This window comes from Rhodococcus sp. ZPP (genome assembly GCF_017656075.1).
Lineage (GTDB): Bacteria > Actinomycetota > Actinomycetes > Mycobacteriales > Mycobacteriaceae > Rhodococcus_F > Rhodococcus_F oxybenzonivorans.
Genome location: NZ_CP058638.1, coordinates 3,925,573 through 3,948,557 on the forward strand (window position 1 = coordinate 3,925,573; position 22,985 = coordinate 3,948,557).

The window sequence follows — 22,985 nt, forward strand, 5'->3', positions numbered from 1 at the left end:
TGCGCAGGCTCGTGGGGTTCACCGCGCCGACATCCGCGCGGTCAGGTCACCGCAGGGTTGAAGGAGCCGAACGCCAGGTCGGCCGACGGCCATTGACCGGTTGCTTTCACCTCGGCGAAGGCCAGGTCGAAGGCGTCCACGAGCCAACTGGACTCGGCGGTGACGATGAGTTGGTCGGGGGCCTCGGCCGAGTCGCTCTCCTTGAAGAGAGCAACCCGCCAGAGGGCGGCCGCATCTGGTTGATCAGCGAGGATGCCCTCGGCGTTGACGGCGAGGAGATAATGCTGGTACTCGAAATCGATGCGAATGGCGTAGCCGCAACCGATATTGACGATGCTGGCGGGACGATGGGTGGCCGCAGCAAGCATCATGAGCTCATCTGCGTAGCGATTGGTGAAAGCATGGGCGAGGGGCACGGGCGTCTCGTCTCTGTGAAAGGTCGTGAAGCGACTGCCCCACGACCGGCCACACAAGTCTGCGCTCTGCTACACAGCTGGTGTCTCGGCTTGAAGTTCCTAACAATACGGTATCGATGCGGCCGGCGTGCACTCGTCGGGCTTGCTTTTGCGGTGATATCCGCGTTCCCGGAAGCAAGTGTCGCCTCGGTCGAGGTATGTGACCTGCAGTTCGTTCGACCGTGTGCCGTTTCCCGAACTGATCCAGTTTCTTTTGCTTCTCGATGCGTCGAATGACGGCCCTCACTCGGAGCGGCTGGTCGAGGGTAGGTATGGGTTGGGTCCCAGTTTGATGGTCGTGGTGGTGGGCGGAAGGCCGATCTCTTCCCACCCGGCGGTCAGGGTGAGTGCACCCGAATCCTGGCAAGTCCCCACCCAGTAGTGCGGCAGCGTCCGATATTCGGTCGGACGCGCGCGGGTCGATCTGGTCACCGGGTGGTAGGGATCTGCTTCCCCTTCGATGTCGCCGATAGTGACGAACACGGACAGATAAGACCAGTGTCCGGAGTAGTCCTCGGGGTCGGTCAGCGAGCGCGTCTCGTGGTGGGCGAGTTCGGCGCATCTCCCCGTGGCCGTCAGGACGAGGCGCAATTGCATCCCACTCGGATAGGCGGTGATGTCGTTCAATTGCAGCGTCAGGTATGGATGGGCGGCGAGGACTGTCGGACCGTGCACCTGGGTCCCGCCGGTGGCGGGTGGTGGCTGCGCCGGCCACCGGTGTCTGCGCATAGAACCGATAGTGCCATCGCCGCCGCACCCAGGCCACTGTCTCTTCTGTCGACCTGAGTGAAGGGCTTCGGAACGTGAGAAGCCGCCGGCACCTGTCGGTGTCAGCGGCTTCGCATTTGCGTCGGGCACGCTACGCACTGTAGGTCTGACCGGGCGGAAGGTGACGGTGCCCGCCAGTGCGCCTCTCGGCAAGTGGTCGCTCGCAGCGACATATTTAATGTGGTACCCGGGGCATTGGGTCGGACACCGTCGACACTCTCAACGGGGGCGGTAGCCCGGATATTCCCGGGGGAGTGCCCTATTTTCCGCGTTGGACGATCTGCTCTGCGACGGCGTGGAGGCGGGTGTTCGTCTCCTGTGAGAGGTGCGTGAGCATCTCGAAGGCGCGGATGGCGTCGACATTGAACCGTTCCATGATCATGCCCTTGGCCTGGCCGATGACGTCCCGGGAGACCAGCGCCGACTGCAGCTGTTCCTTGGTGCGCGCAGCCATCAGGGCCAACGCGGCGTGGGCAGCGAGAACCTCAGCCATCGACTCTTCCTGGAGACCGAAGGCGTGGGGTTCGAAGGCGAAGAGATTGAGTGCGCCCATCTTGCCCTCGGAGGTATACAGCTGGAAGGAGATGGAACTGTAAATGCCCACGTCAACGGCTGCGGCGGCGAATCTCGGCCACCGATCGTCGGAGCGGAAGTCGTCACAGCGGACCACCAGGTTCGCCACAGCCGCCGCGACGCAGGGGCCCTCGCCGAGTTCCTCTTGAACGTGGTCCAGCTTGGGCAGGAGGTCCGAGGTCGCGGCAACCGAATCGAACTTCTTCCCACCCCCGGAGACCATCAAGATGCCCGCACACGCTTCCGTCGGCATCAAGTCGACAGCAGCGGCAGTCACGGTGGACAGACTGTCTTCGACCGAGCGGGGGGTGGAGAAACTGCGTGCGAGGTCAGCCATGGTGCGGACGATGTCGCCGCTCCCCAAACCGTTCATCACAGCCTCCTCTGTCCGTCGACGTCGTCACGAGACAGCCGTGCAACCGTCTCCTTCGTCCACCCTAGGCGGCCGTGCGCTCCGACGTCGGGGCACCGGGTATTGCTGCCGGTGTCTGTGGTCAGTTAGGGCCCAGGGGTCGTGCGAACAGCACCCGCACCGCGGTGCGTCCGACGGTGAGCAACCCGTGAAGTGGGGACAACGCAGAGGACGCGATAGACCACACGGTTGTGGTCCCGGACGGTGGGAGCGGCGTGCCGGCGAATCGGTCCGTCAGCCACTCGAGCATGGCGGGTGCGGAGATCACCATCAGTGACAGGTGCTCACTCAATCGGTCCCGCACGTAGGTGACGTGGGCGCCGCCCTCGACGTACCGCTCGACCTGCCCGTCGACGTCCTCGATGTGGATGATCTGGTCGTGGACCGGGTGCACCACCAGTAGAGGGCACTCGGGAATGCGTCCGCCGAGCCGGATGTCGTCGAACACCTCCAGTACCTCGGGTGTGGCCAGGATGTCGGCGAGGGGGATGTCGGTGTAGTCGTCGAAGTCGTCACGGGCGAAACGTGCAACAGCTTCCACCGTCGACATCGTTTCGATCTTGTCGAGTCGCCGGATTCCTTCGTCGTCGGCATGGTCGCGGATCACTCGTCCGAGGCCGGGATAGAGGTGGCGCAGTCCGGCGACGACGAGCGCGGGGAGGCCGGCGTGGAGGGTGCCGTTGAGCCGGATGTAGGTTTCGCCCGGGTCACCGACCGGGGCGCCGAGCGCGGCGCCGACGATGTCGATTTCGGGTGCGTATTCGGGGGCCATTTCGGCTACCCAGGACGAGGCCATGCCGCCACCGGAATATCCCCACACGCCGACTCGGGTCGCGGCGTCGAGTCCGAGGGGCGGAAAACTGAGCGCCGCACGGATTCCGTCGAGGACCCGGTAGCCAGGTTCGCGGGGTGCGCCGAAGTAGCCACCCATGCCCTCGTGGTCGGCCAGCGTCACGGCCCAGCCCCGCTCGAGCGCATTGGCGATGATCAGCATCTCGAGGGGCGGGAGGCTGCCGGGCGAGTACGCACCCCGCTGCAGTGCGTACGACGGAAAGCACTTGTCGGCGATGGCGTCGATCGCACACTGATACGCCAGTAGCGGCCGCTCCTCGTCCGGGTCGGCGCCGAACGGCAGCAGCACGGTGGTGACCGCCACCTCGGGAGCCTGGTGCAGGTCACAGCTGCGGTACAGCAGCTGCCAGGCCGACACTTTCTGTGGGATGACGCCGAGGAGGGCCAGCTCGACTTCGCGGCTGCGGAGCACGGCACCCGGCGCCGCGGCGGCGAAACCGGCGGGTGGGACGTAGAAGGGGTCGTCCCCCGGCAAGATCGGCCGACTTTGCCCGACCGGTTCGGGAAGAACACCTCCCGACAGCGGCCCCTCGGTAATTTCGGCGTTCACACTCATTGTGCGACCTTTCCAGGACAGAACCCCGCGGAGACGGAAGCTCGGTCGATTATCCGGTACGACGAGTGACAGACTCTCACAGCGCCGACGGGCGCCTGCACGCGGTGACCCCGGTCACTGGGTGCGGGAGTCCTGTATGTCCTGGGTCGCACCTTCCTCGAACCGACTTCTCATCCCGAATCGGCGACGCTGTCCGTCTCCGAGGCCGGAGTCAGCTGTCCTTGGGAGCGAGCCGGGCAGCGAGGAGTCCTTTGCCGAGTTCGCCACCTTTGAGGCTCACGGCCTTCGCTCGCTGAAAGAAGTCGATGAGCTCGGTATCTCCGGCGCGTTCGGCGTCCCGGATGTAGCCGTCCAGGCGCAGAGCGTTACTCAGCGACGCTTCGACGAACCAGATCAAGTTGTAGTCCTTGTCTTTCGTTCCCGTCACCGCACCGGTTTCCTGATCGCTCATCTGTAACTCCTCCTCGATCGCCAGGCCCCCTGTCCTCCCAATACGTACCCCACCCCGGCTGCCGGCTACGGCGGAACGGGAGAAGAAGCTCGTGGGTGTGGCCGAACATTCGCAGCGCCGTCACACGTCCGTGACATGCTGGTGTGGTGGCGAAGCAGAGTGCGGGGGTGCTTCCCTACCGCATCCGGGACGGTGTGCTCGAGGTGTTGATCTGCCATCCGGGTGGTCCGTTGTGGGCGCGTCGGGACGCAGGAGCGTGGTCGATCGTGAAGGGGGAGTACGCCGTCGACGAAGACCCGTGGGCAGCGGCGCAGCGGGAATTTCGGGAGGAAGTCGGTCTCGATCCGCCGCAGGGTGCGGTAGTTCCTCTTGCTCCGATCCGGCAACGGGCGGGAAAGGTAGTCAGCGCGTTCGCTGTGCGAGGCGACCTCGACGTCACCGACGCCGTGAGCAACGAATTCGAGATGGAGTGGCCACCTCGATCGGGCCGGCTGACGTCGTTCCCCGAGATCGACCGGGTCGAGTGGTGTTCCGTCGCAGTGGCGCGGACCCGACTGATCGCCGCACAGGTGGCATTCCTGGACGAGCTGGAAAGCGCTGTGGAAGGCGCTGGACCGTAACAGACTGCACCCCGTTGCGGAATAGATGCGGACGGCCGGTGTTGTGGAGGGGGAGAAACGACACGGGGTGTACTCGCGCCCCGATGAAGGGAACGGACAATGTCGAACGTCACCGAGACCGCCGTCCTGGCCGGAGGCTGCTTCTGGGGTGTGCAGGAACTCGTGCGTAAGCAGCCGGGCGTGATCTCCACACGGGTGGGATACACCGGTGGGGACGTGCCGAACGCGACGTACCGAAACCACGGCTCGCACGCGGAAGCGATCGAGATCGTGTTCGATCCGTCGAAGACGTCGTACCGCGACCTGCTCGAGTTCTTCTTCCAGATCCACGACCCGTCGACGAAGAACCGGCAGGGTAACGACATCGGAGCCAGCTACCGCTCGGCCATCTTCTATACGAGCGACGAGCAGCGACGCGTCGCCGAGGACACGATCGCCGACGTGGATGCCTCCGGACTCTGGCCCGGCAAGGTTGTCACCGAGGTGACCACGGCAGGCGACTTCTGGGAGGCGGAGCCCGAACACCAGGACTACCTGCAGCGGTTGCCGGACGGATACACCTGCCACTTCGTGCGGCCGGGGTGGAAGCTTCCGCGTCGCGACGCCGAGGTCGGCTGAGCGCGGGCACACTACAAGGTGTGACCACCGGTACGCAGGAACCTGTCAGGACTCGTCTGTGGCGGCAGGGCCGGCTCGCCGCCACGGACTTTCCTTTCGCTGAGGTCTCCGATTACCTCGAGGAGGACGGTGCCCTCGTCTGGTTGGACCTCTGCGACCCCGACCACGCGCAACTGTGCGAGCTCGCCGAGGAGCTCACACTCGACCAGCACGCGGTCGAAGATGTTCTCGCGCATGCCGAGCGCACGAAGGCGACACGGTACGCGCACCACACCTTCCTCACTGTGTATGCCACCCGGCTGACGGTGGACGCGCCGCCGGACAGTCTGGGGTCGCGTCTGCGTACGAGCAGGGTGTCGGTGTTCGTCCTTCCCCGCGGGATCGTCACGGTGCGGCGTGCGGACGCCGGCTCGGCGGGATTCGACATGGAGGAGGTGCTGCGGCGCTGGGACGACAACTCCGACCTGCTGCAGCACGGAACGGCCGCCCTGCTCCACGGTCTACTCGACGTCATCGTCGACGGACAGTTCGACGCCATCCAGTCGCTCGACGACACCATCGAGGACCTCGAAGAGGGACTGTTCGACGACCGCGCACAGACCCGCGTCATCCAGCGGCACACGTACCGGGCGAGGAAGGAGCTCGTGGAACTACGGCGCGTGGTGCTGCCGATGCGCGAGGTCGTCACCGCGGTAATGCGGCACCGTGAGGAGAACGGCAACAGCGTTGCCTTGGACGGCTGGTATGCCGACCTCTACGACCACGTCATCCGTGCCACCGAATGGACGGAATCGTTGCGGGACATGGTGACTACCGTGTTCGAAACCAATCTTTCCCTACAGGACGCTCGGCTGAACACGGTGATGAAGAAGCTCACGGGGTGGGCGGCGATCATCGCCGTACCGACTGCGGTCACCGGCTGGTACGGGCAGAACGTTCCCTACCCTGGGTTCGGTCACAACGGCGGAGTCGTGTCGAGCGCGGTCGTGATCGTGGGTGCTGCCGCCCTGCTCTATGTGGTGTTCAAACGCCGCGGCTGGTTGTGACGGCGTCGCACATGGTGCTCCCGAGCTGGTCAACGGCGATCGAGTGATTGACATCACAGCAGGTCGGCACCACACTGGGTTTCGACTTGAATCCGAAGTCAAGATCATAATGTAGTCGTCCGTGAAAGGAATCCGCGTGACCAAAATCGGTGGTGTGTGCGACAGCCGCTTCTCGGCGTTGCAGGAAGCGTTGAAAGACAACCTCGCTTCCGGTGAGGATCTCGGCGCATCCATCGCCGTCACCCTCGACGGTGCCCCGGTGGTCGACATCTGGGGCGGATGGTCCGACACCACGCACACCACGGAGTGGGGTCGGGACACGATCACCAATGTGTGGTCGTGCACCAAGACCGTGACCGCGCTCGCCGCGCTCGTGCTCGTCGATCGAGGGCTGCTCGACGTATACGCGCCTGTCGCCCGGTACTGGCCGGAATTTGCTGCGAACGGCAAGGGCGACGTCGAGGTCCGGCACCTGCTCTCACACACCTCCGGCGTCTCCGGCTGGGACAAGCCGTTCACGGTCGAGGATATGTTCGATCTCGCGGAGTCGACCAAACAGCTTGCAGCCCAGGCTCCGTGGTGGAAGCCGGGCACCATGTCCGGGTATCACGCACTCAACTACGGTCATCTGATCGGTGAGGTGATCCGCCGGATCGACGGACGCACCCTCGGGCGGTTCGTCGCCGAGGAGATCGCCGGACCGCTCGGTGCCGACTTCCACATCGGGTTGAATCCTCCGGAGTTCGGACGCGTATCGAATGTCGTTCCACCGCCGCCGCTGCCGATTGATTTGGCTTCACTCGACCCCGAGAGTGTCATCGTCAAGACGTTCACCGGGCCGGGCCCCGACGCCTCTGCGGCATGGACCCCGGAGTGGCGACAGGCCGAGAACGGTGCGGCGGGCGGGCACGGTAACGCGCGATCCCTTGCCCGCATCCAATCGGTGGTGGCGTGCGGTGGCGAGATTGACGGTGTCCGTCTGCTCTCGCCCGACACCATCGCGCTTATCTTCGAAGAGCAGTCGAACGGCGTGGATCTTGCTCTCGGACAGCCAATCCGGTTCGGAATCGGGTACGGCCTGCCGACGCCGGTGTCAGTTCCCTTCGTGCCCGAGGGGCGCATCTGCTTCTGGGGTGGCTGGGGTGGATCCCAAGTCGTCATCGACACCGAGCGGCGAATGACGGTGACCTACGTGATGAACAAGATGGGTCCAGGGCTCCTCGGCTCCGACCGGAGTGCCCAATACGTGTCTGCCGCTTTCGCGGCGGTGGGCTGAGCGCGGGTACCAACACGAGCGGCCGACGAGCTGCGACCTGGCCGGGCTGGCAATCCGACCAGGTCGGCCTGTCCCTTTGATCAGTCCCCCCTCGGTGCTGCGGTCCGTAGTGTTCCGGGAAGAGGTGCATATATAGCGATGCATCGATCCGCCACACTGATCGACCGAAGGAACGAGTCCCATGCCGCAGCAGGTACGAGGTGTCATCGCCCGCTCGAAGGGTGCCCCCGTTGAGATCGCGACCATCACCATTCCCGACCCCGGACCCGGAGAAGTAGTCGTCGACATCGCGGCGTGCGGGGTCTGCCACACCGACCTCACCTACCGTGAGGGTGGGATCAACGACGAGTTCCCGTTCCTGTTGGGTCACGAGGCCGCAGGCATCGTGGAGAGCGTCGGCGAGGGTGTCGATTCGGTCGAGGTCGGCGACTTCGTGGTCCTGAACTGGCGTGCTGTGTGCGGTCAGTGTCGCGCGTGTAAGCGTGGCCGTCCGCAGTACTGCTTCGACACGTTCAACGCGACGCAGAAGATGACTCTCGAGGACGGCACCGAACTCACGCCCGCGCTGGGTATCGGTGCGTTCGCCGACAAGACTCTGGTGCACGCCGGTCAGTGCACCAAGGTGGACCCGTCGGCTGACCCTGCTGTCGTCGGACTGCTCGGTTGCGGTGTGATGGCCGGTCTGGGTGCCGCGGTGAACACCGGCAACGTCAGCCGCGGCGATTCGGTCGCCGTCATCGGCTGCGGCGGCGTCGGTGATGCGGCGATCATGGGGGCCCGGCTTGCCGGTGCGTCGAAGATCATCGCGATCGATCGGGACGACAAGAAACTCGAGTGGGCGAAGGATCTCGGTGCCACCCACACGATCAACGGCTCGAACGTGGATGCGGTGGAGGCCGTGCAGGAGCTCACCGGCGGTTTCGGTGCCGACGTGGTGATCGACGCGGTCGGCCGACCCGAGACCTGGAAGCAGGCCTTCTACGCCCGCGACCTCGCAGGCACCGTCGTCCTGGTCGGTGTGCCGACCCCGGATATGAAGCTCGAGATGCCGCTGATCGACTTCTTCTCCCGCGGTGGTTCGTTGAAGTCGTCGTGGTACGGCGACTGCCTGCCTGAGCGTGACTTCCCGGTGCTCGTCGATCTGTACCAGCAGGGCCGGCTTCCCCTCGAGAAGTTCGTCAGCGAGCGCATCAAGATCGACGAGGTCGAACAGGCCTTCCACACCATGCATGCCGGTGAGGTGCTCCGTTCGGTGGTGGTCCTGTGAGCGGGAAGCTGCGGATCGAGCGGGTCGTCACCGAGGGCACTTTCGCTCTCGACGGCGGAGAGTGGAACGTCGACAACAACATCTGGCTGATCGGTGACGACACCGACGTGGTGATCGTCGACGCCGCCCATCAGGCGCAGCCCATCATCGACGCGGTCGGCGGTCGGCACGTCAACGCCGTGATCTGCACGCACGGTCACAACGACCACGTCACCGTCGCACCGGAGCTCGCGGAGCGCTTGCACGCTCCGGTGCTGTTGCACCCGGGTGACGACATCCTCTGGAAGATGACGCACCCCGACGCGAAGTACTGGCGGCTCGAGGACGAACAACGTATCGCTATCGCCGGCACCGACATTCAGGTGATCCATACGCCGGGCCACTCGCCGGGTTCGTCGTGCCTGTACCTGCCCGAGGTGGGTGCTCTGTTCTCCGGCGACACCCTGTTCTCCGGTGGCCCCGGGGCGACGGGACGGTCGTACTCCGATTTCCCGACGATCATCGGATCGATCCGCGATCGGCTGTTCGCCCTCCCCGAGGAGACGACTGTGCACACCGGGCACGGAGACGGAACGACGATCGGCACCGAGGCCCCGCACCTCGCCGAGTGGATTGCACGAGGAAACTGAGTTCATGACCGACACCACCGACAGGTACACCTTCGACGAGGATGATGTCGTCGTCACGCACGAAAAGTCCTATGCGGCGGGTGTTCCTGCGGTGTTGGTGTCGTTGCGGCGCGGGTTGGAGCAGATGGGTCCGGTGCGCACGGCCCGCACGTTGTTCAAGTTGAATCAGCGGGACGGGTTCGATTGCCCGGGGTGTGCGTGGCCGGAAACTCCGGGGCACCGCAAGCACGCGGAGTTCTGTGAGAACGGGGCGAAGGCGGTCGCGGAGGAGGCCACCACCCGCACCGTGACACCGGAGTTCTTCGCCGAGCATTCGGTGGCGGAGTTGCTCGGCAAAACCGAGTTCTGGTTGGGGCAGCAGGGCCGGTTGACGCATCCGATGGTGCTGCTGCCCGGGGCAACGCATTACGAGCCGATCGGCTGGGACGCCGCGTTCGCGATGATCGCCGGGGAACTACGCGCGCTGGGATCGCCGGACGAGGCGGTGTTCTACACGTCCGGGCGCACCAGTAATGAGGCGGCGTTCGTGTACCAGTTGATGATTCGGGCATTCGGCACGAACAACCTGCCGGACTGCTCGAACATGTGCCACGAATCCTCCGGGTCGGCTCTGGTGGAGACGATCGGGATCGGGAAGGGTTCGGTGACCGTCCCGGATATCGAGAACGCCGACCTGATCCTGATCGCAGGCCAGAACCCGGGCACCAACCACCCCCGCATGCTCTCCACCCTGGAAAAAGCCAAGGGTAACGGGGCGAAAGTGATCGCGATCAACCCGCTCCCGGAGGCGGGGCTGCTGCGGTTCAAGGACCCCCAGAAGGTGCACGGGGTGGTCGGGAACGGGGTGCAGATCGCCGACGAGTTCCTGCAGATCCGGATCGGCGGCGACCAGGCCCTGTTCCAAGGGTTGGGCCGGCTCCTGCTCGAGGAAGAGGACCGCAACCCGGGCACGGTGATCGACCGCGACTTCATCGACCGGCACACCGCAGGATTCGACGACTACGCCGCCGCCATCCGGCAGGTCGACCTCGACACCGTGGTCCAAGCCACCGGACTGACCCTCGCGCAGATCCAGCAGACGGCGCAGGCGCTGATCGCCTCGAAGAGGACGATCATCTGCTGGGCGATGGGGTTGACCCAGCAGACGCACGGGGTCGCGACCATTCAGGATGCGGTGAACCTGCTGCTGTTGCAGGGGATGATCGGCAAACCCGGGGCCGGGGTGTGCCCGGTCCGAGGGCACTCCAACGTCCAGGGGGACCGGACGATGGGGATCTGGGAGAAGATGCCCGAACCCTTCCTGACCGCGTTGGACACCGAGTTCGGGATCCGGTCCCCCCGCCGACATGGGTGGGATGCGGTCGACTCGATTCGGGCGATGCGGGACGGGAAGGCGTCGGTGTTCGTCGGGATGGGCGGCAACTTCGTCTCCGCCACCCCGGACACCGACACCACCGAGGCCGCCCTGCGGAACTGTGCGTTGACGGTGCAGGTGTCGACGAAACTGAACCGCTCCCACCTGGTGACCGGGCGAACCGGACTGATCCTGCCCTCGTTGGGCCGCACCGACAAGGATGTGCAGTCCGGGCGCAAGCAGCAGGTGTCGGTGGAGGACTCGATGTCGGTGGTGCATCTGTCCCGCGGCAGCCTCCCCCCGGCCAGTGACCAGTTGCGCAGTGAGGTCGCGATCGTGTGCGGGATCGCCCAGGCCTTGTTCGGGCCCGATCACCTGGTGCCCTGGCAGGAGTTCGCCGCCGACTACGACCGGATCCGCGATTCGATTGCCCGGGTGATTCCCGGGTTCGAGGACTTCAACCGGAAGGTGCGTGCGCCAGACGGGTTCGCCCTGCCGCACCCACCCCGGGATGAGCGCCGGTTCGACACCAGCACGGGGAAGGCGAACTTCACCGTCAACGCACTGTCCTGGCTGCCGGTGCCGGCGGGGAAGCTGATCCTGCAGACGATGCGCTCGCACGATCAGTACAACACCACCATCTACGGGCTCGACGACCGTTACCGCGGCGTCAAGGGCGGCCGGCGGGTGCTGTTCATCAACACCGACGACCTTGCCGCACTGGGCTTCACCGACGGGGATCGGGTGGATCTGGTGTCGGAGTGGACCACCCCTGACGGGACCGTGCAGGAACGGCGGGCCGGCGATTTCCGGCTGGTGCCGTATCCGACGCCGGTGGGGAATGTGGCCGCCTATTATCCGGAGACGAATCCGCTGATTCCGCTCGATCACGTGGCGGCGGTGTCGAATACCCCGGTGTCGAAGGCCGTGCTGATCCGGCTCGAGAGGCGGTCCTGATGGGGCGGGTGACGCTCCGGACCCCGGTCACCCGGATCACCGACACCCGGCAGTCGACCCGCCCGGACACGGTGGTGGTCGAGGAGCCGCTCGAGATCCGGGTGAACGGGACCCCGCTGGCGGTGACGATGCGGACCCCGGGTTCGGATGTGGAACTGGCGCAGGGGTTCCTGCTGACCGAGGGGATCATCGCCGACCGGGCGGATATTGCGTCGATCCGGTACTGCAACAGTGTCGACGAGCACGGGGTGAATACCTACAACGTTCTCGACGTCGACCTCGCCCCCGGGATCTTCCTGCCCGACACCGGCATCGAACGGAACTTCTACACCACCTCCTCCTGTGGGGTGTGTGGAAAGGCGTCCCTCGACGCGATCCGGCAACGCACGGAGCATTCCCCGGCCACCGACCCGGTGCGGGTGCCGTCCGCGACGATCGCGGAGCTGCCGGACCGGCTGCGGGCGGCGCAGAAGGTGTTCGACAGCACCGGCGGCCTGCACGCGGCCGGGTTGTTCACCGCTACCGGGGACCTGCTGACGGTCAAGGAGGACGTCGGCCGGCACAACGCGGTCGACAAGCTGATCGGCTGGGCCACCGAACAGGGCCGCATCCCGCTGCGGGGGAGCATCCTGCTGGTGTCGGGTCGGGCGTCGTTCGAACTCGCCCAGAAAGCGGTGATGGCCGGGATCCCCGTCCTTGCCGCCGTGTCCGCCCCCTCCTCGTTGGCGATCGACCTCGCCCACGACACCGGACTGACCCTCATCGGATTTCTCCGCGGCACCACGATGAACATCTACACCCACCCCGACCGCATCACCTGAGGCTGTCGGCGCGGATCCCTGCCTCGAGCGCAATAGCCCCTGCTTCTCCGCGCGACCCCACCCCGAGCTTCTTCAACACCCCGGCAACATGGAACTTGACGGTGCTCTCGCTGATGCCGAGGCTGTCGGCGATCGCCTTGTTTCGCTTGCCCGTGGCGAGATGGCCCAGCACCTCGAGTTCGCGGGGGTTGAGGTCGCCGAGCTGTTGTTCGTCGGGCCTCACCGCCGGAGGATCGAGCGGAATGGCGACGGCGACGCGGGAGCCCCACCCGTCGACGGACTCGACGGCAATCCGCCCACCGAGGGTGTGGACGCGGCCCGACAGTTGCCGAACGAGTGCGTCGGTGTCCAGGCCGCCGGCGCCGTCGTCGCGGACTTCGACCAGAAGATTGGATCCGTCGCAGTCCCAGGCGATGCGAATCCGTTCGAGCGTCGCCTGTGCGGCGAAGGCGAGAACAGCGCTGCGCACCACCGCGCGTGCGGCATGCGCGACTTCACCGGGAAGGGCCCGTCCGTCCGCGGGCGGATCGACGTAGTCGACGACCAGTGGCCGGTGCTGCAGAAGGGGCCGGAGTTCACCCTGTAGTCGGGCGAATGCGGTGGTGACGGCTTCCTCCGTGAGGAGGCGGTCGGACTCACCGGCCGAGCGCAGCGCCACCAGGGCCGTGGACGCGGTCTCGCTCGCCGTGATACGCGACCGATGATCGTCGAGATCCTTGGACCGGAGAGTCGCGAGGATCGACTCGAGGGTGGCGGCATGTAGATCCGTCAATTCGACGATGGTCCTGGCCCTCTCGCTCGACGCCGCCCGCGACTCCGCCAGATAGGCCGGACTGGCCTGCGCTACCTGCAGTCGAATGGACACGGCCACGACACCGAACGCGGCCCCGACGAGGTCGACGTCGCGGATGCGCTGACGGGTTTTCGGTACGACGAGCAGCAAGGTGCCGGTGGCGTCCAGCAGTGCCCAGACCTTCCGCTTCGAGCCGGCGATCACGGCGTGATCGTCGAAGACCTCGTCCACGGCCAGCTGGGTGCGCAGTGCATCGAGTTCGGTGATGGTGACCCGCTCGACGATCGACGGATCTCCGCTGACCTTCCGAGGACGTCCCGTGCATTCACGGGTGAAGATCACGAGTGCGGTGTGCGGCCAGATGTCGGCGAGAAATTTCGAGAACCGGACGGCGATGTCGGGGAGCGAGCCGTCGATGACGTCGCGCATCGAACCGAGGAGATCCGCAGGTGACACCGAGGTCGAGCTGGAGAGAACCACCTTACGAGGGTATCGCGCGGTGCTGGTCAGGCCCGAGCCTCGGCCCGGGCGGCATCGATGACGTCGGACCGCTCGAGACCCAGAATTTCCAGGGCGCGGGCCGCCGTGCCGTGTTCGACTCCCGCTACCGCGCGGACGATGTCCGCCCCGGTGAACGGTCGACGTCCCGCCTTTGCCACCGCTGTCGCCTCGCGGAAGGCCTCGCGTGCTGGTGCCGACAGGTGCAGGGGGCCGGAACGGGGCCGGCGCAGTGCCGTGTCGACGGAGGTGGTGTCACCGATGCCTGCTGCAGCGAGTGCGTCACGGTGCACCCGGGTAATGGCCTCGCGCAGAGCGTCCCGGTCGGACCCCAGACGCTCGAACACTCGCCGAGAAGTGCCGTCCGGCAACGAAAACGACGCCAATAAGAGATGTTCCGCACCGGGCTCCCGGTCACCGAGCCGGTCGGCTTCGGCTTCGGTCTCGGCGAACAGCCGTTTCATCGACCGCATGTCGCGCCATCCGCGGGTCAGCATCATCGTGTGCCTCTCCTCTTCGCGTTGCCTGTTTCTCTGCGTCCGGGGCCCAGACGCTTGTGTGCCGCCTGCCCTGAGATTCCGAGAGCCTGACCGATCGCCGACCAGGTCCAGCCGGAAGCGAGGGCCAGCTCCACTGCCTTGCGCTCGAGCTGATCCGCCTGACGTCGAAGTGCCACCACGGCCGCCAACGCGGTATCCGGATCCAGATCGTCAGCCACAGCTGTCAACATATGTTGATGAGGCGACTCCGTCAACCTTTGTTGATAGGCCGGTGGGTCTGCGGTCAGGCGAGGTTGATCGTCGCGAAGATTGTGGTCGGTCGAGGCGAACCACCGGGCGGCTCCACACTGAATCCGAGGGCCGTCGACTCGTCGATGCCCGTGACGACGGCCGTCGTGGACGGAGATACGGCGCCGGCGTCCATGATCCCCGCCGACACCGGTTCGTGGGAGGGACCGAGGAGCCACATCTGGTACACCGAGCCCGGAGCAGGCGGAGCGACATCATTCATCACCAGGACGCCCGCGTCGACATCCTTGGAGAAGACGACCGTGGCCGAACCGCCACCGGCAATAGGCGCTACCGCCGTGCGGACGTCGTCGGCCGCCAGAATCTGGGCGGGAACGGGCTCGGTGGAATCATCGCGGAACTGCTGCACCACGGTCACACCGCCGACCGCGAGAACGACCACTGCGGCCGCCGCTGTCAGCGCGGCGATCAGCCGGTTGCGGCGTCGACTGCGCGCGCCGTCGAGCGACACCGGGGTGGTCGCGGCGGGCAGCGACCCGAGGATGCGGCCGATCAGGTGGGCGGGCGGTTCCACTGCGGTAGACGCGGACTGTGCGGCCATCGTTTCCCGGACACCTCGTACCGCGTCGGCGAACTCGACGCGAACCTGGGGCGTAGCGTCCCGCACCGCGGCGTCGATCTGGCGCCGTTGCACGTCGTCGACCGCGTCGAGGGCGTATACCGGGGCGAGATCGAGCAGAGGGTTGGTGGACTCATCCATCGACCTGCACCCCCAAACACTGCCCGAGCCTTCTCAATCCGTCTCGGATCCGCGATTTCACGGTGGGAAGGGCCACGGACAACCGCTCTGCCACCTCGCGGTAGGTGAGTCCGCCGTAATAGGCCAGGACGACGGTCTCCTGCTGGATTTCGGTGAGAGTGCCCAGGCAGTCGATGACGTCATTCTTGTCGCCACGGCGGGCAACCTCCTCGGACACGGCGTCGAACGGGCCGTAGTAGCTCGCCGCGCCGTAGGTCGATTCCCGGTCGGTGCCCGACTGCTCGGAGCGCACCCGATCGACCGCACGCCGGTGCGCCAAGGTGATCAGCCACGACAGCGGTGAGCCCTGGCGGGGGTCGAAGCTCGCTGCGGACTTCCAGACCTGCAGATACACCTCTTGGGTGGTTTCCTCGCTGTAACCGGGGTCGCGGAGAACGCGCAACACCATGCCGTACACGCGCGCGCTCGTGCGTTCGTAGAAGACGGTGAACGCTTCGGTTTCGCCCGCGGCAATCTGCGCGAGCAAAGCCGTCAGCGTCACGTTCTCCGTGGCCCTGTCGACGCCGGTCATCGGCCTTGTCCGTTCATCGAACTTCAGCCTAATCCCAGCCTGCAGCCGGTGCGACCAGGTCGGGGACATCGACCTCTCCAGCAACCGGGTTGCCGCGTCGAACGCCCCGACCTCGGTGACCGAATCGTTCATCGGGTTGCCGCTGACGGTGGGCACGCGGATGAGCGCTTGCGCACGTGCCTCGTCGTTGTGGCGAAACCGAATTCCATATCAGTGATTCGAAGCTGAAGTGGCCGTGGACTGCCGGATCGACTCGTGCCCAGAGGAATACATCGTTGGGGTCTACCCTCTGCCCCTTCCTGCAACGCACAAACCCGGCGGCACCGAGATTCGGTACCACCGGTATCTGTGTGTGATGGCTGAGCCGGAAATTACTGGGGCATCAGGACGGAGTCGACCAGGTACACCGTCGCGTTGGCGGTCTGCACGCCACCGCAGATCACGCCGGCGTCATTGACCTTCAGGTCGTCACCCGATCCGGTGACGGTGACGGAGCCGCCCTCGACGGTGGCGTGCTCGCCATCGATGTCGTCCGGTGCGATCTGCCCGGGCACCACGTGGTAAGTGAGCACCTTGGTGAGCAGAGCAGAATCGGTCTTCAGCGTTTCGATGGTGGCGGGATCAACTTTGGCGAATGCGGCATCCACAGGCGCGAAGACCGTGAACTGTCCACTGTTGAGGGTGTCCACCAGATTGACCTGCGGATTGAGTTGTCCCGACACCGCCGCGGTGAGCGTGGTGAGCAGCGGATTGTTCGAAGCGGCGGTGGCCACCGGATCCTGCGCCATTCCGTTGACCGACCCTGCGCCCTCGGGCACGGTCTTCGCGTACTCGGCGCAACCCGGACCCACCAGGTTGGCGGCCGGGTCGGCCATCGCGGAAGAAGTGGTGGATCCGGAGTCGGAGTTCGACTCGGAAGTCATGGTGTCTGCGGCGCCGGCAGTGCTCGACGAGTCGCTGTCGTCCGAGGAGCATGCTGCGCCCAGCAACACCAAGGACGTGCTCGCTGCGACTGCCAGTACCCGTGTGGTGATGTTCATGGAAATTGCCTCTCTCCGATGTGGGTGCGGTTGCGCACCATCGACAGCCATTCGGAGCGGTTCGCCAAGCGGATGGGTCCGCTTTTTATTTTTGTATCCAACCCATCCGGTGGCGCGGCGGCGTCGAATTCCTTCCGCAAGGGTGCCGCGCAGCCCTCTCTTCGGGGTGTGCGTGTCACCGCGAACTCGATCACCGGAAGAGGGCTCGACATGGGCGTTTCGACAATGCGTGGATGTGCCGTCGGACTTGCGACCGCTGCCGCCGCTGTGTTGCTTGCAGCGGGTCCGGCGCAGGCAGAACCGATGGGGCAGGCGGAGTTCCCTGGGCCGCTGGCCCCTGTCGCCGGCCTCGACGTGGAGCGGTATGCCGGTACCTGGTACCAACTGGCAGCGGTACCGCAACCGTTCAACCTCGATTGCGCGCGCGACACGAGAGCCACCTACGGAGTGCGCGATTCCACGAATGTGAGTGTGTCCAACTCCTGCACGACGTGGGCGGGGGGAACGAGCGGCATCGAAGGGAACGCGCGCGTCAACGATCCCGTCACCAACGCACAATTGCACGTGAGTTTTCCCTCGGTACCGTTTCAGAGCGGACCCGAGGGTCCCACCAACTATGTGGTGACCTACATCGCCGACGACTATTCGTGGGCACTGGTCGGCGATCCGGCGCGCACGTCGGGTTTCGTCCTGTCGCGGACTCCTGCGGTAGACGATTCCGGCTGGACGCAGATCCGCCAGGTGGTGGAATCGCGGGGTTACAACTCGTGCCTGCTGCTGACCTCACCGACCACCGGAGGTCGAGACAACATTCAACCCCTCTGCACCGTGTGACCCAGGCGGGCGGCGGCGCCGGTGATGTTCTCCATCATTCCCCGGAAGATGATCCCGTGGAACGGAAGGATGGAGTACCAATACAGCCGGCCCGCCAGTCCTTTCGGGAAAAAGATGGCGCGTTGCTCCAACCGCGACGAGTCCTGATCGACGGGGCGGACACGCCATTCGAGCCAGGCTCCGCCGGGAGCCCGCATCTCCGCGCGCAGCCGCAACAGCGAACCGCGCTCGATATGCTCGACACGCCAGAAATCCAGTGGATCACCGGTATTGAGCTGCTTCGGATTTCTACGACCGCGAGTGAGCCCGACACCACCGGCGATCCGATCGAGCCAGCCACGCACGGACCAGGCCAGCGGAAACGAGTACCATCCGTTTTCCCCGCCGATACTCTCGACGACGCTCCACAGGGTGTGCGCATCCGCAGCGCACTCCTTGCTGCGCTCGTCGGTGTAGACAACCTCACCGGCCCAGTCGGGGTCGGACGGAAGCGGATCGGACGGGGCACCCACGGGGGAGGCGCTTGCCCAGGTGGTCTCGACCTCGCCGTTGTCGATGCGCCGCAACGCCAATCGAACGGCGTCACGGTACGACGTCAGCCCTGCTGCCGGTGGTGGAATCACGTCGTCGATGTCGTGCTCGCCGACGACGGCATCGTTGTGCAGTGATTCGATCAGTGCCCGGCCCAGCGAACGCGGTATGGGGGTGACCAGTCCTATCCACAAACCGGCGAGTTTCGGTGTGAGCACGGGCAGGACGAGAATTCTGCGTTGCCGCAGTCCAGCGATCTCCGCATAGATCTGCATCATCTCGCCGTACCGGATCACGTCGGGGCCGCCGATGTCGTAGGAGCGGCTGCGCGGTAACGGGGCCTCCGCTGCCGCGACGAGGTAGTGCAGGACGTCGCGGACGGCGATGGGCTGGATCTTGTTGTTCACCCACCGCGGCGTCGTCATCACGGGAAGTCTGTTGGTGAGGTGACGAATCATTTCGAAAGAGGCCGAACCAGATCCGATGACGACCCCGGCCTGCAGGACCATTGTGGGCACGCCGGACTCGGTGAGGATCTTCCCGACTTCCGTCCGAGAACGGAGGTGCGGAGACAGGTCCGCGGATTCGGGGTGGAGCCCGCCCAGATAGACGATGCGTCCAACCCCGGCCGTGTGGGCGGCTCGAGCGACGTTCTCCGCGCTGACCCGTTCGGCCTCCTCGAACTCGTCCGGGCCGCCCATGGAATGGACGAGGTAGTAGACGACGTCCACGTCCGCGAAAGCGGCAGAAAGGGATTCGGGATCGCTCAGGTCACCGCGAGCAATGTCGACGTCCGATGCCCACGGAACATCGGTGAGCTTCTCGGGGGAACGTGCCAGCACCCGCACCTGATACCCGGCTTCCAGCAGTCGGGGTGCGAGGCGTCCACCGATGTATCCCGTAGCACCCGTGACCAGTACGCGTAACTGTGTCATTCCCATACGCTACCCGTCACGGGTGCCGCCTCGCTCGATCAACGCTAGGGTCGAGTGATGGGCATCGTGCATTCGAGCGTGATCCGATCCGCGCGGGACGAGCTGTTCGCGTGGCATACGAGACCCGGGGCCTTCACTCGGCTGTCGCCGCCGTGGCAGCCGCTGTCGCTCGACGAGGAAGCGGAATCCCTGAAGGCGGGGCGGGCGGTGTTGCGCTTGCCGGGCGGCCTGCGGTGGACAGCCCGACACGACCCAGCGGGGTACGACCCGCCGCGGCAGTTCGTCGACTATTCGGCGGGGCTCCCGATGCGGTTGCTGGTGCCGTGGCGGCACACGCACACGTTCGAGGTCGTATCCGAAGACGAGACCCGGATGACCGACCGGGTCGACACCGCCGTCCCTAGCCGCTTCCTGACCTCGACGTTCCGCTACCGGCATCGCCAGGTCGCCGACGACATGGCCCGCCACCAGTGGGCATCGACCCTGGCGCCGGGTTCCCGCACGATCGCGGTGACCGGTAGTTCGGGCTTGGTGGGTTCGGCTCTCACCGCGTTTCTCGCCACGGGAGGTCACCGGGTCGTCCGCTTGGTGCGCCGCACGCCGCGGACCCCGGACGAGCGGCGTTGGAACCCGGCCGCTCCGGCCGCCGATCTCCTCGCGGGCGTCGACGCGGTGATCCACCTCGCCGGCGCGTCCATTGCGGGCCGCTTCACCGACAGCCACCGCCGTGCCGTTCGGGACAGCCGCATCGAACCCACTCGGCGGCTGGCAGAGCTGATTGGTTCCACCGCCGACGGACCCAAGGTCTTCGTCACTGCGTCGGCGATCGGCTACTACGGTCCGGACCGCGGCGACGAGCTCCTGCACGAAGACGACGAGCGTGGTGACGGCTTCCTCGCCGACACGGTGGCAGAGTGGGAAGGTGCGACCGCTTCCGCCTCCGATGCGGGCGCGCGGGTGGTAGCCGTGCGGACCGGTATCGTCCAATCGCCGAAAGGTGGTGTCCTGCGGCTACAGCGGCCACTCTTCGAAGTGGGACTCGGTGGCCGGCTCGGTGCAGGTACGCAATGGTTGTCGTGGATCGACCTCGACGACCTGGTGGACATCTACCATCGGGCCGTCGTCGACACGCGCTTGACTGGTCCGGTGAATGCCGTCGCGCCGAACCCCGTGCGCAACGCGGAGTACACGGCGGTACTTGCGTCGGTGGTGCACCGGCCGGCGTTCCTACCGGTGCCCGACTTCGGACCCAAACTACTCCTGGGTGAGCAAGGGGCCCGAGAACTGGCCCTCGCGAATCAGCGAGTTGTTCCGGGACGGCTTCTCTCGTGCGAGCACCGGTTCCGGCGCCCCGATCTCGAAAGTGCCCTGCGGCACCAGCTCGGGCGATTCACGACAGCGGAGTAGCACCCCGTTCCTTGTCGTACGCGGCGACGACACGTTTGGGGGCGGTGAGGCGCCACGCCTCCTCGACCAGCTCCGCCAGTTCGGTCGACGTCACCGCCTCCAGGACCACGTCGATCCACCCCCAGCGCCCGAAGAACGGCGCCACGAGAAACACCTCGGGATCTTCCTGGACGAGGGCGGTCTGGGTTTCGAGGGTGGCTTTCAGGCACACCGTGGGCGCGCCGTACCCGACCAGACCGAACATCTTGTTGCGCACCCGGAAGGTCGGCTGGTCACCCCAGTTGGCGACCACCACCTCGTGTGCCTCTGGCAGAGCCAGCATCATCGTGCGCACCTCGTGCTCGGTCGGCATCACAGCTCCCACACTTCCTCATGTTGTCGGGTTCCGTTATATCCGGCCGCACCGACATCGCTCGGGTGTTGCAAGCACGGCAGGTGGGAGTTCGTAGAGTGACGGTGGTGACGATCGAGGCACCGGAACAGGAGTGAACCGATGACCGAAGCAGAACCGGCCGGCCCGACCGGTGGTGGTCGAAGTCCCGCAGTCGAGGCGGGGCTGGCAGTGCGCCGCGAGGTGATGGGCGCTGATTTCGTCGAGCGGGCGCTCACCCGCACTGCCGGTACCGACAGCGAATCTCTGCAGGAATTCGTCAGTGAACACGTCTGGGGTGCTGTATGGAACCGGCCCGGGTTGGATCGGCGCAGCCGTAGCCTGCTCAACCTCGGGATGCTGATTGCACTGCGGGCGCACGGTGAGCTGAAAGGGCATGTGCGCGGAGCTCTTCGAAACGGTCTGACCCGCACGGAGATCGTGGAGGCGGTCATTCACGCCAGCGCCTACTGCGGTGCCCCCGCCGGATTGTCGGCGATGGCTGTGGTGCAGGAAGCACTCGACGAGGAACTCGGTCCGCTCGCGGGCACAACCGACGCGTCGTGACGGTATCGGATTCGGACCCACCCCTCGCGGGTCCGAATCCGATACGCCTTCACTGCGTCAGCCGGTGACGCCGGTGATCTCGTTCGGCGTCTGCGGAAGATCGGCCGAATCGGACACGGTCCAGGACTCGAGGTCGACCGCGTGGATCCTGTTCTTCGCCGGATCGGTCACGTAGGCCGTGCCGTCCTGCACGAACAGAGCGGGCCGGGGCGACTGCCACTTCTCCGGCTCGGTCCAGGGGTCGATCAGCGGCACCGTACGGGTCACCGTCTTGGACCCGGGATCGATCACGTGCAGTGCGCCGTCGGTACCCAGGACGAGCGCTTCACCGTGCACACCGCGGCCGAGGGAACGGAACGTGTAGCTGGTGCCGAGGTCGACGAGCGTCAGCTGTCCGGTGGTGGTGTCGGTCAGGCTGACCCGCTGAGGACGCTCGAGCTCGGCGTCCGGGTCGGTCTTGTAATCGCCCAGGATGATCGGGGAATTCTCGTCCCCGGCCTGGTTGCCGATGCGTCCGTACGGATCGGGACTGGTCACCTTGGTGATGACGCCGTCACGGTAGATCAGCAGGCCGTTCTGGCAACCGACAACCACGGTTTCGTCCGCCGCCACGGCTTCGCCGTGTACGCCGGGGCACTCCTCGTTGCGCGCAATCTCCTTGCGGTCGCGGTCGAGTACGACGATGCCGGTCCGCTCGTCTTCGTTGCCCACCGTGGTGAGCATGCTGCCGTCCGACAGTTCGACCGCCACACCATGGTGCGCTTCCGGTGTCGTGTAGTCGGTGGTCTCGGGCAGACCATCGGCGAGCTTTGCCGGGTCGAAGACGCGCACCAAGCCGGTTCCGTCGTCGAACAGCACCGTTTTGCCGTCGTGCCGGACCACGTGCCCGGGCGTCGTCGCGTCGAACGAGATGTCCGTGACAGCCGGATCGCTGACGAAATGGCTGTCGCCGTCCGTCCAGGTACCGGTGTCGAGCGCGGTGAAACTGCTGCCCGTGCTGATAAGTACATGCCGGCCGTCCCCCGCCGGATTGAGGCGGTTGAACCCGTCCATCTCGGCGGTTCCGACGACATCGAGTGTCTTCGCGTCGAGCACGAGAACACCTCCGTCGTAGCTCAACGCGAGGCGGGGCGTCGCCGAATCGGTGCGCGTTGCGTTGTCGGTGGCAGCATCGGCCGAGTCGGAAGAGCAGGAGGTCAAGAGCGCAGCCGAGAGTCCTAGAGCAACAACGGCCGCGGGCAGGGGAGATCTACGCAAAAGGGTCACCCATGAGAA

General features: G+C 65.8%; 25 protein-coding genes. 11 read left to right on the forward strand and 14 right to left on the reverse strand.

Annotated elements, in window-relative coordinates:
- Positions 1 to 41: 41 nt before the first annotated feature.
- The 5 genes from HYG77_RS18580 to HYG77_RS18600 form a co-directional block, all read right to left on the reverse strand.
- Positions 42 to 416, reverse strand: coding sequence for a hypothetical protein (locus HYG77_RS18580; RefSeq protein ID WP_230989984.1), 375 nt, complete (start codon positions 414 to 416; stop codon positions 42 to 44).
- Between the two features lie 282 nt (positions 417 to 698).
- Positions 699 to 1,184: a hypothetical protein gene (locus HYG77_RS18585; RefSeq protein ID WP_208960182.1), complete on the reverse strand. Its 486-nt coding sequence runs from the start codon at positions 1,182 to 1,184 to the stop codon at positions 699 to 701.
- A 298-nt stretch (positions 1,185 to 1,482) separates the two neighbouring features.
- A complete protein-coding gene (locus HYG77_RS18590) occupies positions 1,483 to 2,169 on the reverse strand; it encodes a GAF and ANTAR domain-containing protein (protein WP_208960183.1) in 687 nt (228 codons plus the stop codon).
- A gap of 121 nt (positions 2,170 to 2,290) precedes the next feature.
- A complete protein-coding gene (locus HYG77_RS18595) occupies positions 2,291 to 3,616 on the reverse strand; it encodes a lipase family protein (RefSeq protein ID WP_109334045.1) in 1,326 nt (441 codons plus the stop codon).
- 211 nt (positions 3,617 to 3,827) lie between these two features.
- Positions 3,828 to 4,067, reverse strand: coding sequence for a hypothetical protein (locus HYG77_RS18600; RefSeq protein ID WP_109335416.1), 240 nt, complete (start codon positions 4,065 to 4,067; stop codon positions 3,828 to 3,830).
- Between the two features lie 146 nt (positions 4,068 to 4,213).
- Here HYG77_RS18600 and HYG77_RS18605 point away from each other — a divergent pair, with 146 nt between their 5' ends.
- The 8 genes from HYG77_RS18605 (at position 4,214) to fdhD (ending at position 12,655) form a co-directional block, all read left to right on the forward strand.
- Positions 4,214 to 4,687, forward strand: coding sequence for an NUDIX domain-containing protein (locus HYG77_RS18605; protein ID WP_109335415.1), 474 nt, complete (start codon positions 4,214 to 4,216; stop codon positions 4,685 to 4,687).
- 99 nt (positions 4,688 to 4,786) lie between these two features.
- Positions 4,787 to 5,305, forward strand: coding sequence for a peptide-methionine (S)-S-oxide reductase MsrA (gene msrA / locus HYG77_RS18610; protein ID WP_208960184.1), 519 nt, complete (start codon positions 4,787 to 4,789; stop codon positions 5,303 to 5,305).
- Positions 5,306 to 5,325: 20 nt separating this feature from the next.
- Positions 5,326 to 6,351, forward strand: coding sequence for a magnesium transporter CorA family protein (locus tag HYG77_RS18615; RefSeq protein ID WP_208960185.1), 1,026 nt, complete (start codon positions 5,326 to 5,328; stop codon positions 6,349 to 6,351).
- Between the two features lie 136 nt (positions 6,352 to 6,487).
- Positions 6,488 to 7,627 (forward strand): serine hydrolase domain-containing protein, encoded by a 1,140-nt coding sequence (locus HYG77_RS18620; RefSeq protein WP_208960186.1) that lies wholly within the window; start codon positions 6,488 to 6,490, stop codon positions 7,625 to 7,627.
- 181 nt (positions 7,628 to 7,808) lie between these two features.
- A complete protein-coding gene (locus tag HYG77_RS18625) occupies positions 7,809 to 8,894 on the forward strand; it encodes an S-(hydroxymethyl)mycothiol dehydrogenase (RefSeq protein ID WP_109334037.1) in 1,086 nt (361 codons plus the stop codon).
- Positions 8,891 to 9,523 carry an MBL fold metallo-hydrolase gene (locus tag HYG77_RS18630; protein WP_109334035.1) on the forward strand — a complete coding sequence of 211 codons (633 nt, stop codon included), beginning with the start codon at positions 8,891 to 8,893 and terminating at the stop codon, positions 9,521 to 9,523. The genes HYG77_RS18625 and HYG77_RS18630 overlap by 4 nt, the downstream gene beginning before the upstream one ends.
- Before the next feature lie 4 nt (positions 9,524 to 9,527).
- The gene (locus tag HYG77_RS18635; protein ID WP_208960187.1) at positions 9,528 to 11,834 is read left to right on the forward strand and encodes an FdhF/YdeP family oxidoreductase; all 2,307 of its coding nucleotides are present in this window, start codon (positions 9,528 to 9,530) and stop codon (positions 11,832 to 11,834) included.
- A complete protein-coding gene (fdhD, locus tag HYG77_RS18640) occupies positions 11,834 to 12,655 on the forward strand; it encodes a formate dehydrogenase accessory sulfurtransferase FdhD (RefSeq protein WP_109334031.1) in 822 nt (273 codons plus the stop codon). Before HYG77_RS18635 ends, fdhD begins: the two co-directional genes overlap by 1 nt.
- On the opposite strand, the gene HYG77_RS18645 is transcribed toward fdhD, so the two are convergent.
- The 6 genes from HYG77_RS18645 to HYG77_RS18670 form a co-directional block, all read right to left on the reverse strand.
- Positions 12,648 to 13,877 (reverse strand): LuxR C-terminal-related transcriptional regulator, encoded by a 1,230-nt coding sequence (locus HYG77_RS18645; RefSeq protein ID WP_109335414.1) that lies wholly within the window; start codon positions 13,875 to 13,877, stop codon positions 12,648 to 12,650. The genes fdhD and HYG77_RS18645 overlap by 8 nt on opposite strands.
- 77 nt (positions 13,878 to 13,954) lie before the next feature.
- The gene (locus HYG77_RS18650; RefSeq protein WP_109334029.1) at positions 13,955 to 14,446 is read right to left on the reverse strand and encodes a Clp protease N-terminal domain-containing protein; all 492 of its coding nucleotides are present in this window, start codon (positions 14,444 to 14,446) and stop codon (positions 13,955 to 13,957) included.
- Complete coding sequence (locus tag HYG77_RS18655) at positions 14,443 to 14,664, reverse strand: hypothetical protein (RefSeq protein ID WP_109335413.1); 222 nt, start codon at positions 14,662 to 14,664, stop codon at positions 14,443 to 14,445. The genes HYG77_RS18650 and HYG77_RS18655 overlap by 4 nt, the downstream gene beginning before the upstream one ends.
- A gap of 65 nt (positions 14,665 to 14,729) precedes the next feature.
- Positions 14,730 to 15,455 (reverse strand): anti-sigma factor, encoded by a 726-nt coding sequence (locus HYG77_RS18660; RefSeq protein WP_208960188.1) that lies wholly within the window; start codon positions 15,453 to 15,455, stop codon positions 14,730 to 14,732.
- Positions 15,448 to 16,026: a sigma-70 family RNA polymerase sigma factor gene (locus tag HYG77_RS18665; protein ID WP_109335412.1), complete on the reverse strand. Its 579-nt coding sequence runs from the start codon at positions 16,024 to 16,026 to the stop codon at positions 15,448 to 15,450. Before HYG77_RS18665 ends, HYG77_RS18660 begins: the two co-directional genes overlap by 8 nt.
- A gap of 371 nt (positions 16,027 to 16,397) precedes the next feature.
- Positions 16,398 to 17,066 carry a fasciclin domain-containing protein gene (locus HYG77_RS18670; protein ID WP_208960189.1) on the reverse strand — a complete coding sequence of 223 codons (669 nt, stop codon included), beginning with the start codon at positions 17,064 to 17,066 and terminating at the stop codon, positions 16,398 to 16,400.
- Positions 17,067 to 17,276: 210 nt separating this feature from the next.
- On the opposite strand from HYG77_RS18670, the gene HYG77_RS18675 reads away from it, so the two are divergent.
- Entirely contained in the window at positions 17,277 to 17,900 is a 624-nt protein-coding gene (locus HYG77_RS18675; protein WP_208960190.1) for a lipocalin family protein, read from the forward strand.
- Here HYG77_RS18675 and HYG77_RS18680 read toward each other — a convergent pair.
- Positions 17,879 to 19,366: an SDR family oxidoreductase gene (locus HYG77_RS18680; protein WP_109335410.1), complete on the reverse strand. Its 1,488-nt coding sequence runs from the start codon at positions 19,364 to 19,366 to the stop codon at positions 17,879 to 17,881. The two genes, HYG77_RS18675 and HYG77_RS18680, sit on opposite strands and share 22 nt — an antisense overlap.
- A gap of 57 nt (positions 19,367 to 19,423) precedes the next feature.
- Between HYG77_RS18680 and HYG77_RS18685 the strand changes: the two genes are divergently transcribed.
- Positions 19,424 to 20,773 carry a TIGR01777 family oxidoreductase gene (locus HYG77_RS18685; protein ID WP_208960191.1) on the forward strand — a complete coding sequence of 450 codons (1,350 nt, stop codon included), beginning with the start codon at positions 19,424 to 19,426 and terminating at the stop codon, positions 20,771 to 20,773.
- Here the strand turns inward: HYG77_RS18685 and HYG77_RS18690 are convergent.
- Positions 20,757 to 21,125 carry an MmcQ/YjbR family DNA-binding protein gene (locus tag HYG77_RS18690; protein WP_109334021.1) on the reverse strand — a complete coding sequence of 123 codons (369 nt, stop codon included), beginning with the start codon at positions 21,123 to 21,125 and terminating at the stop codon, positions 20,757 to 20,759. The genes HYG77_RS18685 and HYG77_RS18690 overlap by 17 nt on opposite strands.
- A gap of 141 nt (positions 21,126 to 21,266) precedes the next feature.
- Here HYG77_RS18690 and HYG77_RS18695 point away from each other — a divergent pair, with 141 nt between their 5' ends.
- Positions 21,267 to 21,710 carry a carboxymuconolactone decarboxylase family protein gene (locus HYG77_RS18695; protein ID WP_109334019.1) on the forward strand — a complete coding sequence of 148 codons (444 nt, stop codon included), beginning with the start codon at positions 21,267 to 21,269 and terminating at the stop codon, positions 21,708 to 21,710.
- A 57-nt stretch (positions 21,711 to 21,767) separates the two neighbouring features.
- On the opposite strand, the gene aztD is transcribed toward HYG77_RS18695, so the two are convergent.
- Complete coding sequence (gene aztD / locus HYG77_RS18700) at positions 21,768 to 22,976, reverse strand: zinc metallochaperone AztD (protein WP_208960192.1); 1,209 nt, start codon at positions 22,974 to 22,976, stop codon at positions 21,768 to 21,770.
- Between the last annotated feature and the right edge of the window lie 9 nt (positions 22,977 to 22,985).

Coding starts and splice junctions, on each gene's coding strand:
- HYG77_RS18585 (WP_208960182.1), bottom strand. CDS start 1,184: ATGCGCAGACACCGGTGGCCGGCGCAGCCACCACCCGCCACCGGCGGG.
- HYG77_RS18590 (WP_208960183.1), bottom strand. CDS start 2,169: ATGAACGGTTTGGGGAGCGGCGACATCGTCCGCACCATGGCTGACCTC.
- HYG77_RS18595 (WP_109334045.1), bottom strand. CDS start 3,616: ATGAGTGTGAACGCCGAAATTACCGAGGGGCCGCTGTCGGGAGGTGTT.
- HYG77_RS18600 (WP_109335416.1), bottom strand. CDS start 4,067: ATGAGCGATCAGGAAACCGGTGCGGTGACGGGAACGAAAGACAAGGAC.
- msrA (WP_208960184.1), top strand. CDS start 4,787: ATGTCGAACGTCACCGAGACCGCCGTCCTGGCCGGAGGCTGCTTCTGG.
- HYG77_RS18625 (WP_109334037.1), top strand. CDS start 7,809: ATGCCGCAGCAGGTACGAGGTGTCATCGCCCGCTCGAAGGGTGCCCCC.
- HYG77_RS18635 (WP_208960187.1), top strand. CDS start 9,528: ATGACCGACACCACCGACAGGTACACCTTCGACGAGGATGATGTCGTC.
- fdhD (WP_109334031.1), top strand. CDS start 11,834: ATGGGGCGGGTGACGCTCCGGACCCCGGTCACCCGGATCACCGACACC.
- HYG77_RS18645 (WP_109335414.1), bottom strand. CDS start 13,877: ATGCGCGACGTCATCGACGGCTCGCTCCCCGACATCGCCGTCCGGTTC.
- HYG77_RS18650 (WP_109334029.1), bottom strand. CDS start 14,446: ATGATGCTGACCCGCGGATGGCGCGACATGCGGTCGATGAAACGGCTG.
- HYG77_RS18660 (WP_208960188.1), bottom strand. CDS start 15,455: ATGGATGAGTCCACCAACCCTCTGCTCGATCTCGCCCCGGTATACGCC.
- HYG77_RS18665 (WP_109335412.1), bottom strand. CDS start 16,026: ATGACCGGCGTCGACAGGGCCACGGAGAACGTGACGCTGACGGCTTTG.
- HYG77_RS18670 (WP_208960189.1), bottom strand. CDS start 17,066: ATGAACATCACCACACGGGTACTGGCAGTCGCAGCGAGCACGTCCTTG.
- HYG77_RS18675 (WP_208960190.1), top strand. CDS start 17,277: ATGGGCGTTTCGACAATGCGTGGATGTGCCGTCGGACTTGCGACCGCT.
- HYG77_RS18680 (WP_109335410.1), bottom strand. CDS start 19,366: ATGACACAGTTACGCGTACTGGTCACGGGTGCTACGGGATACATCGGT.
- HYG77_RS18685 (WP_208960191.1), top strand. CDS start 19,424: ATGGGCATCGTGCATTCGAGCGTGATCCGATCCGCGCGGGACGAGCTG.
- HYG77_RS18690 (WP_109334021.1), bottom strand. CDS start 21,125: ATGCCGACCGAGCACGAGGTGCGCACGATGATGCTGGCTCTGCCAGAG.
- HYG77_RS18695 (WP_109334019.1), top strand. CDS start 21,267: ATGACCGAAGCAGAACCGGCCGGCCCGACCGGTGGTGGTCGAAGTCCC.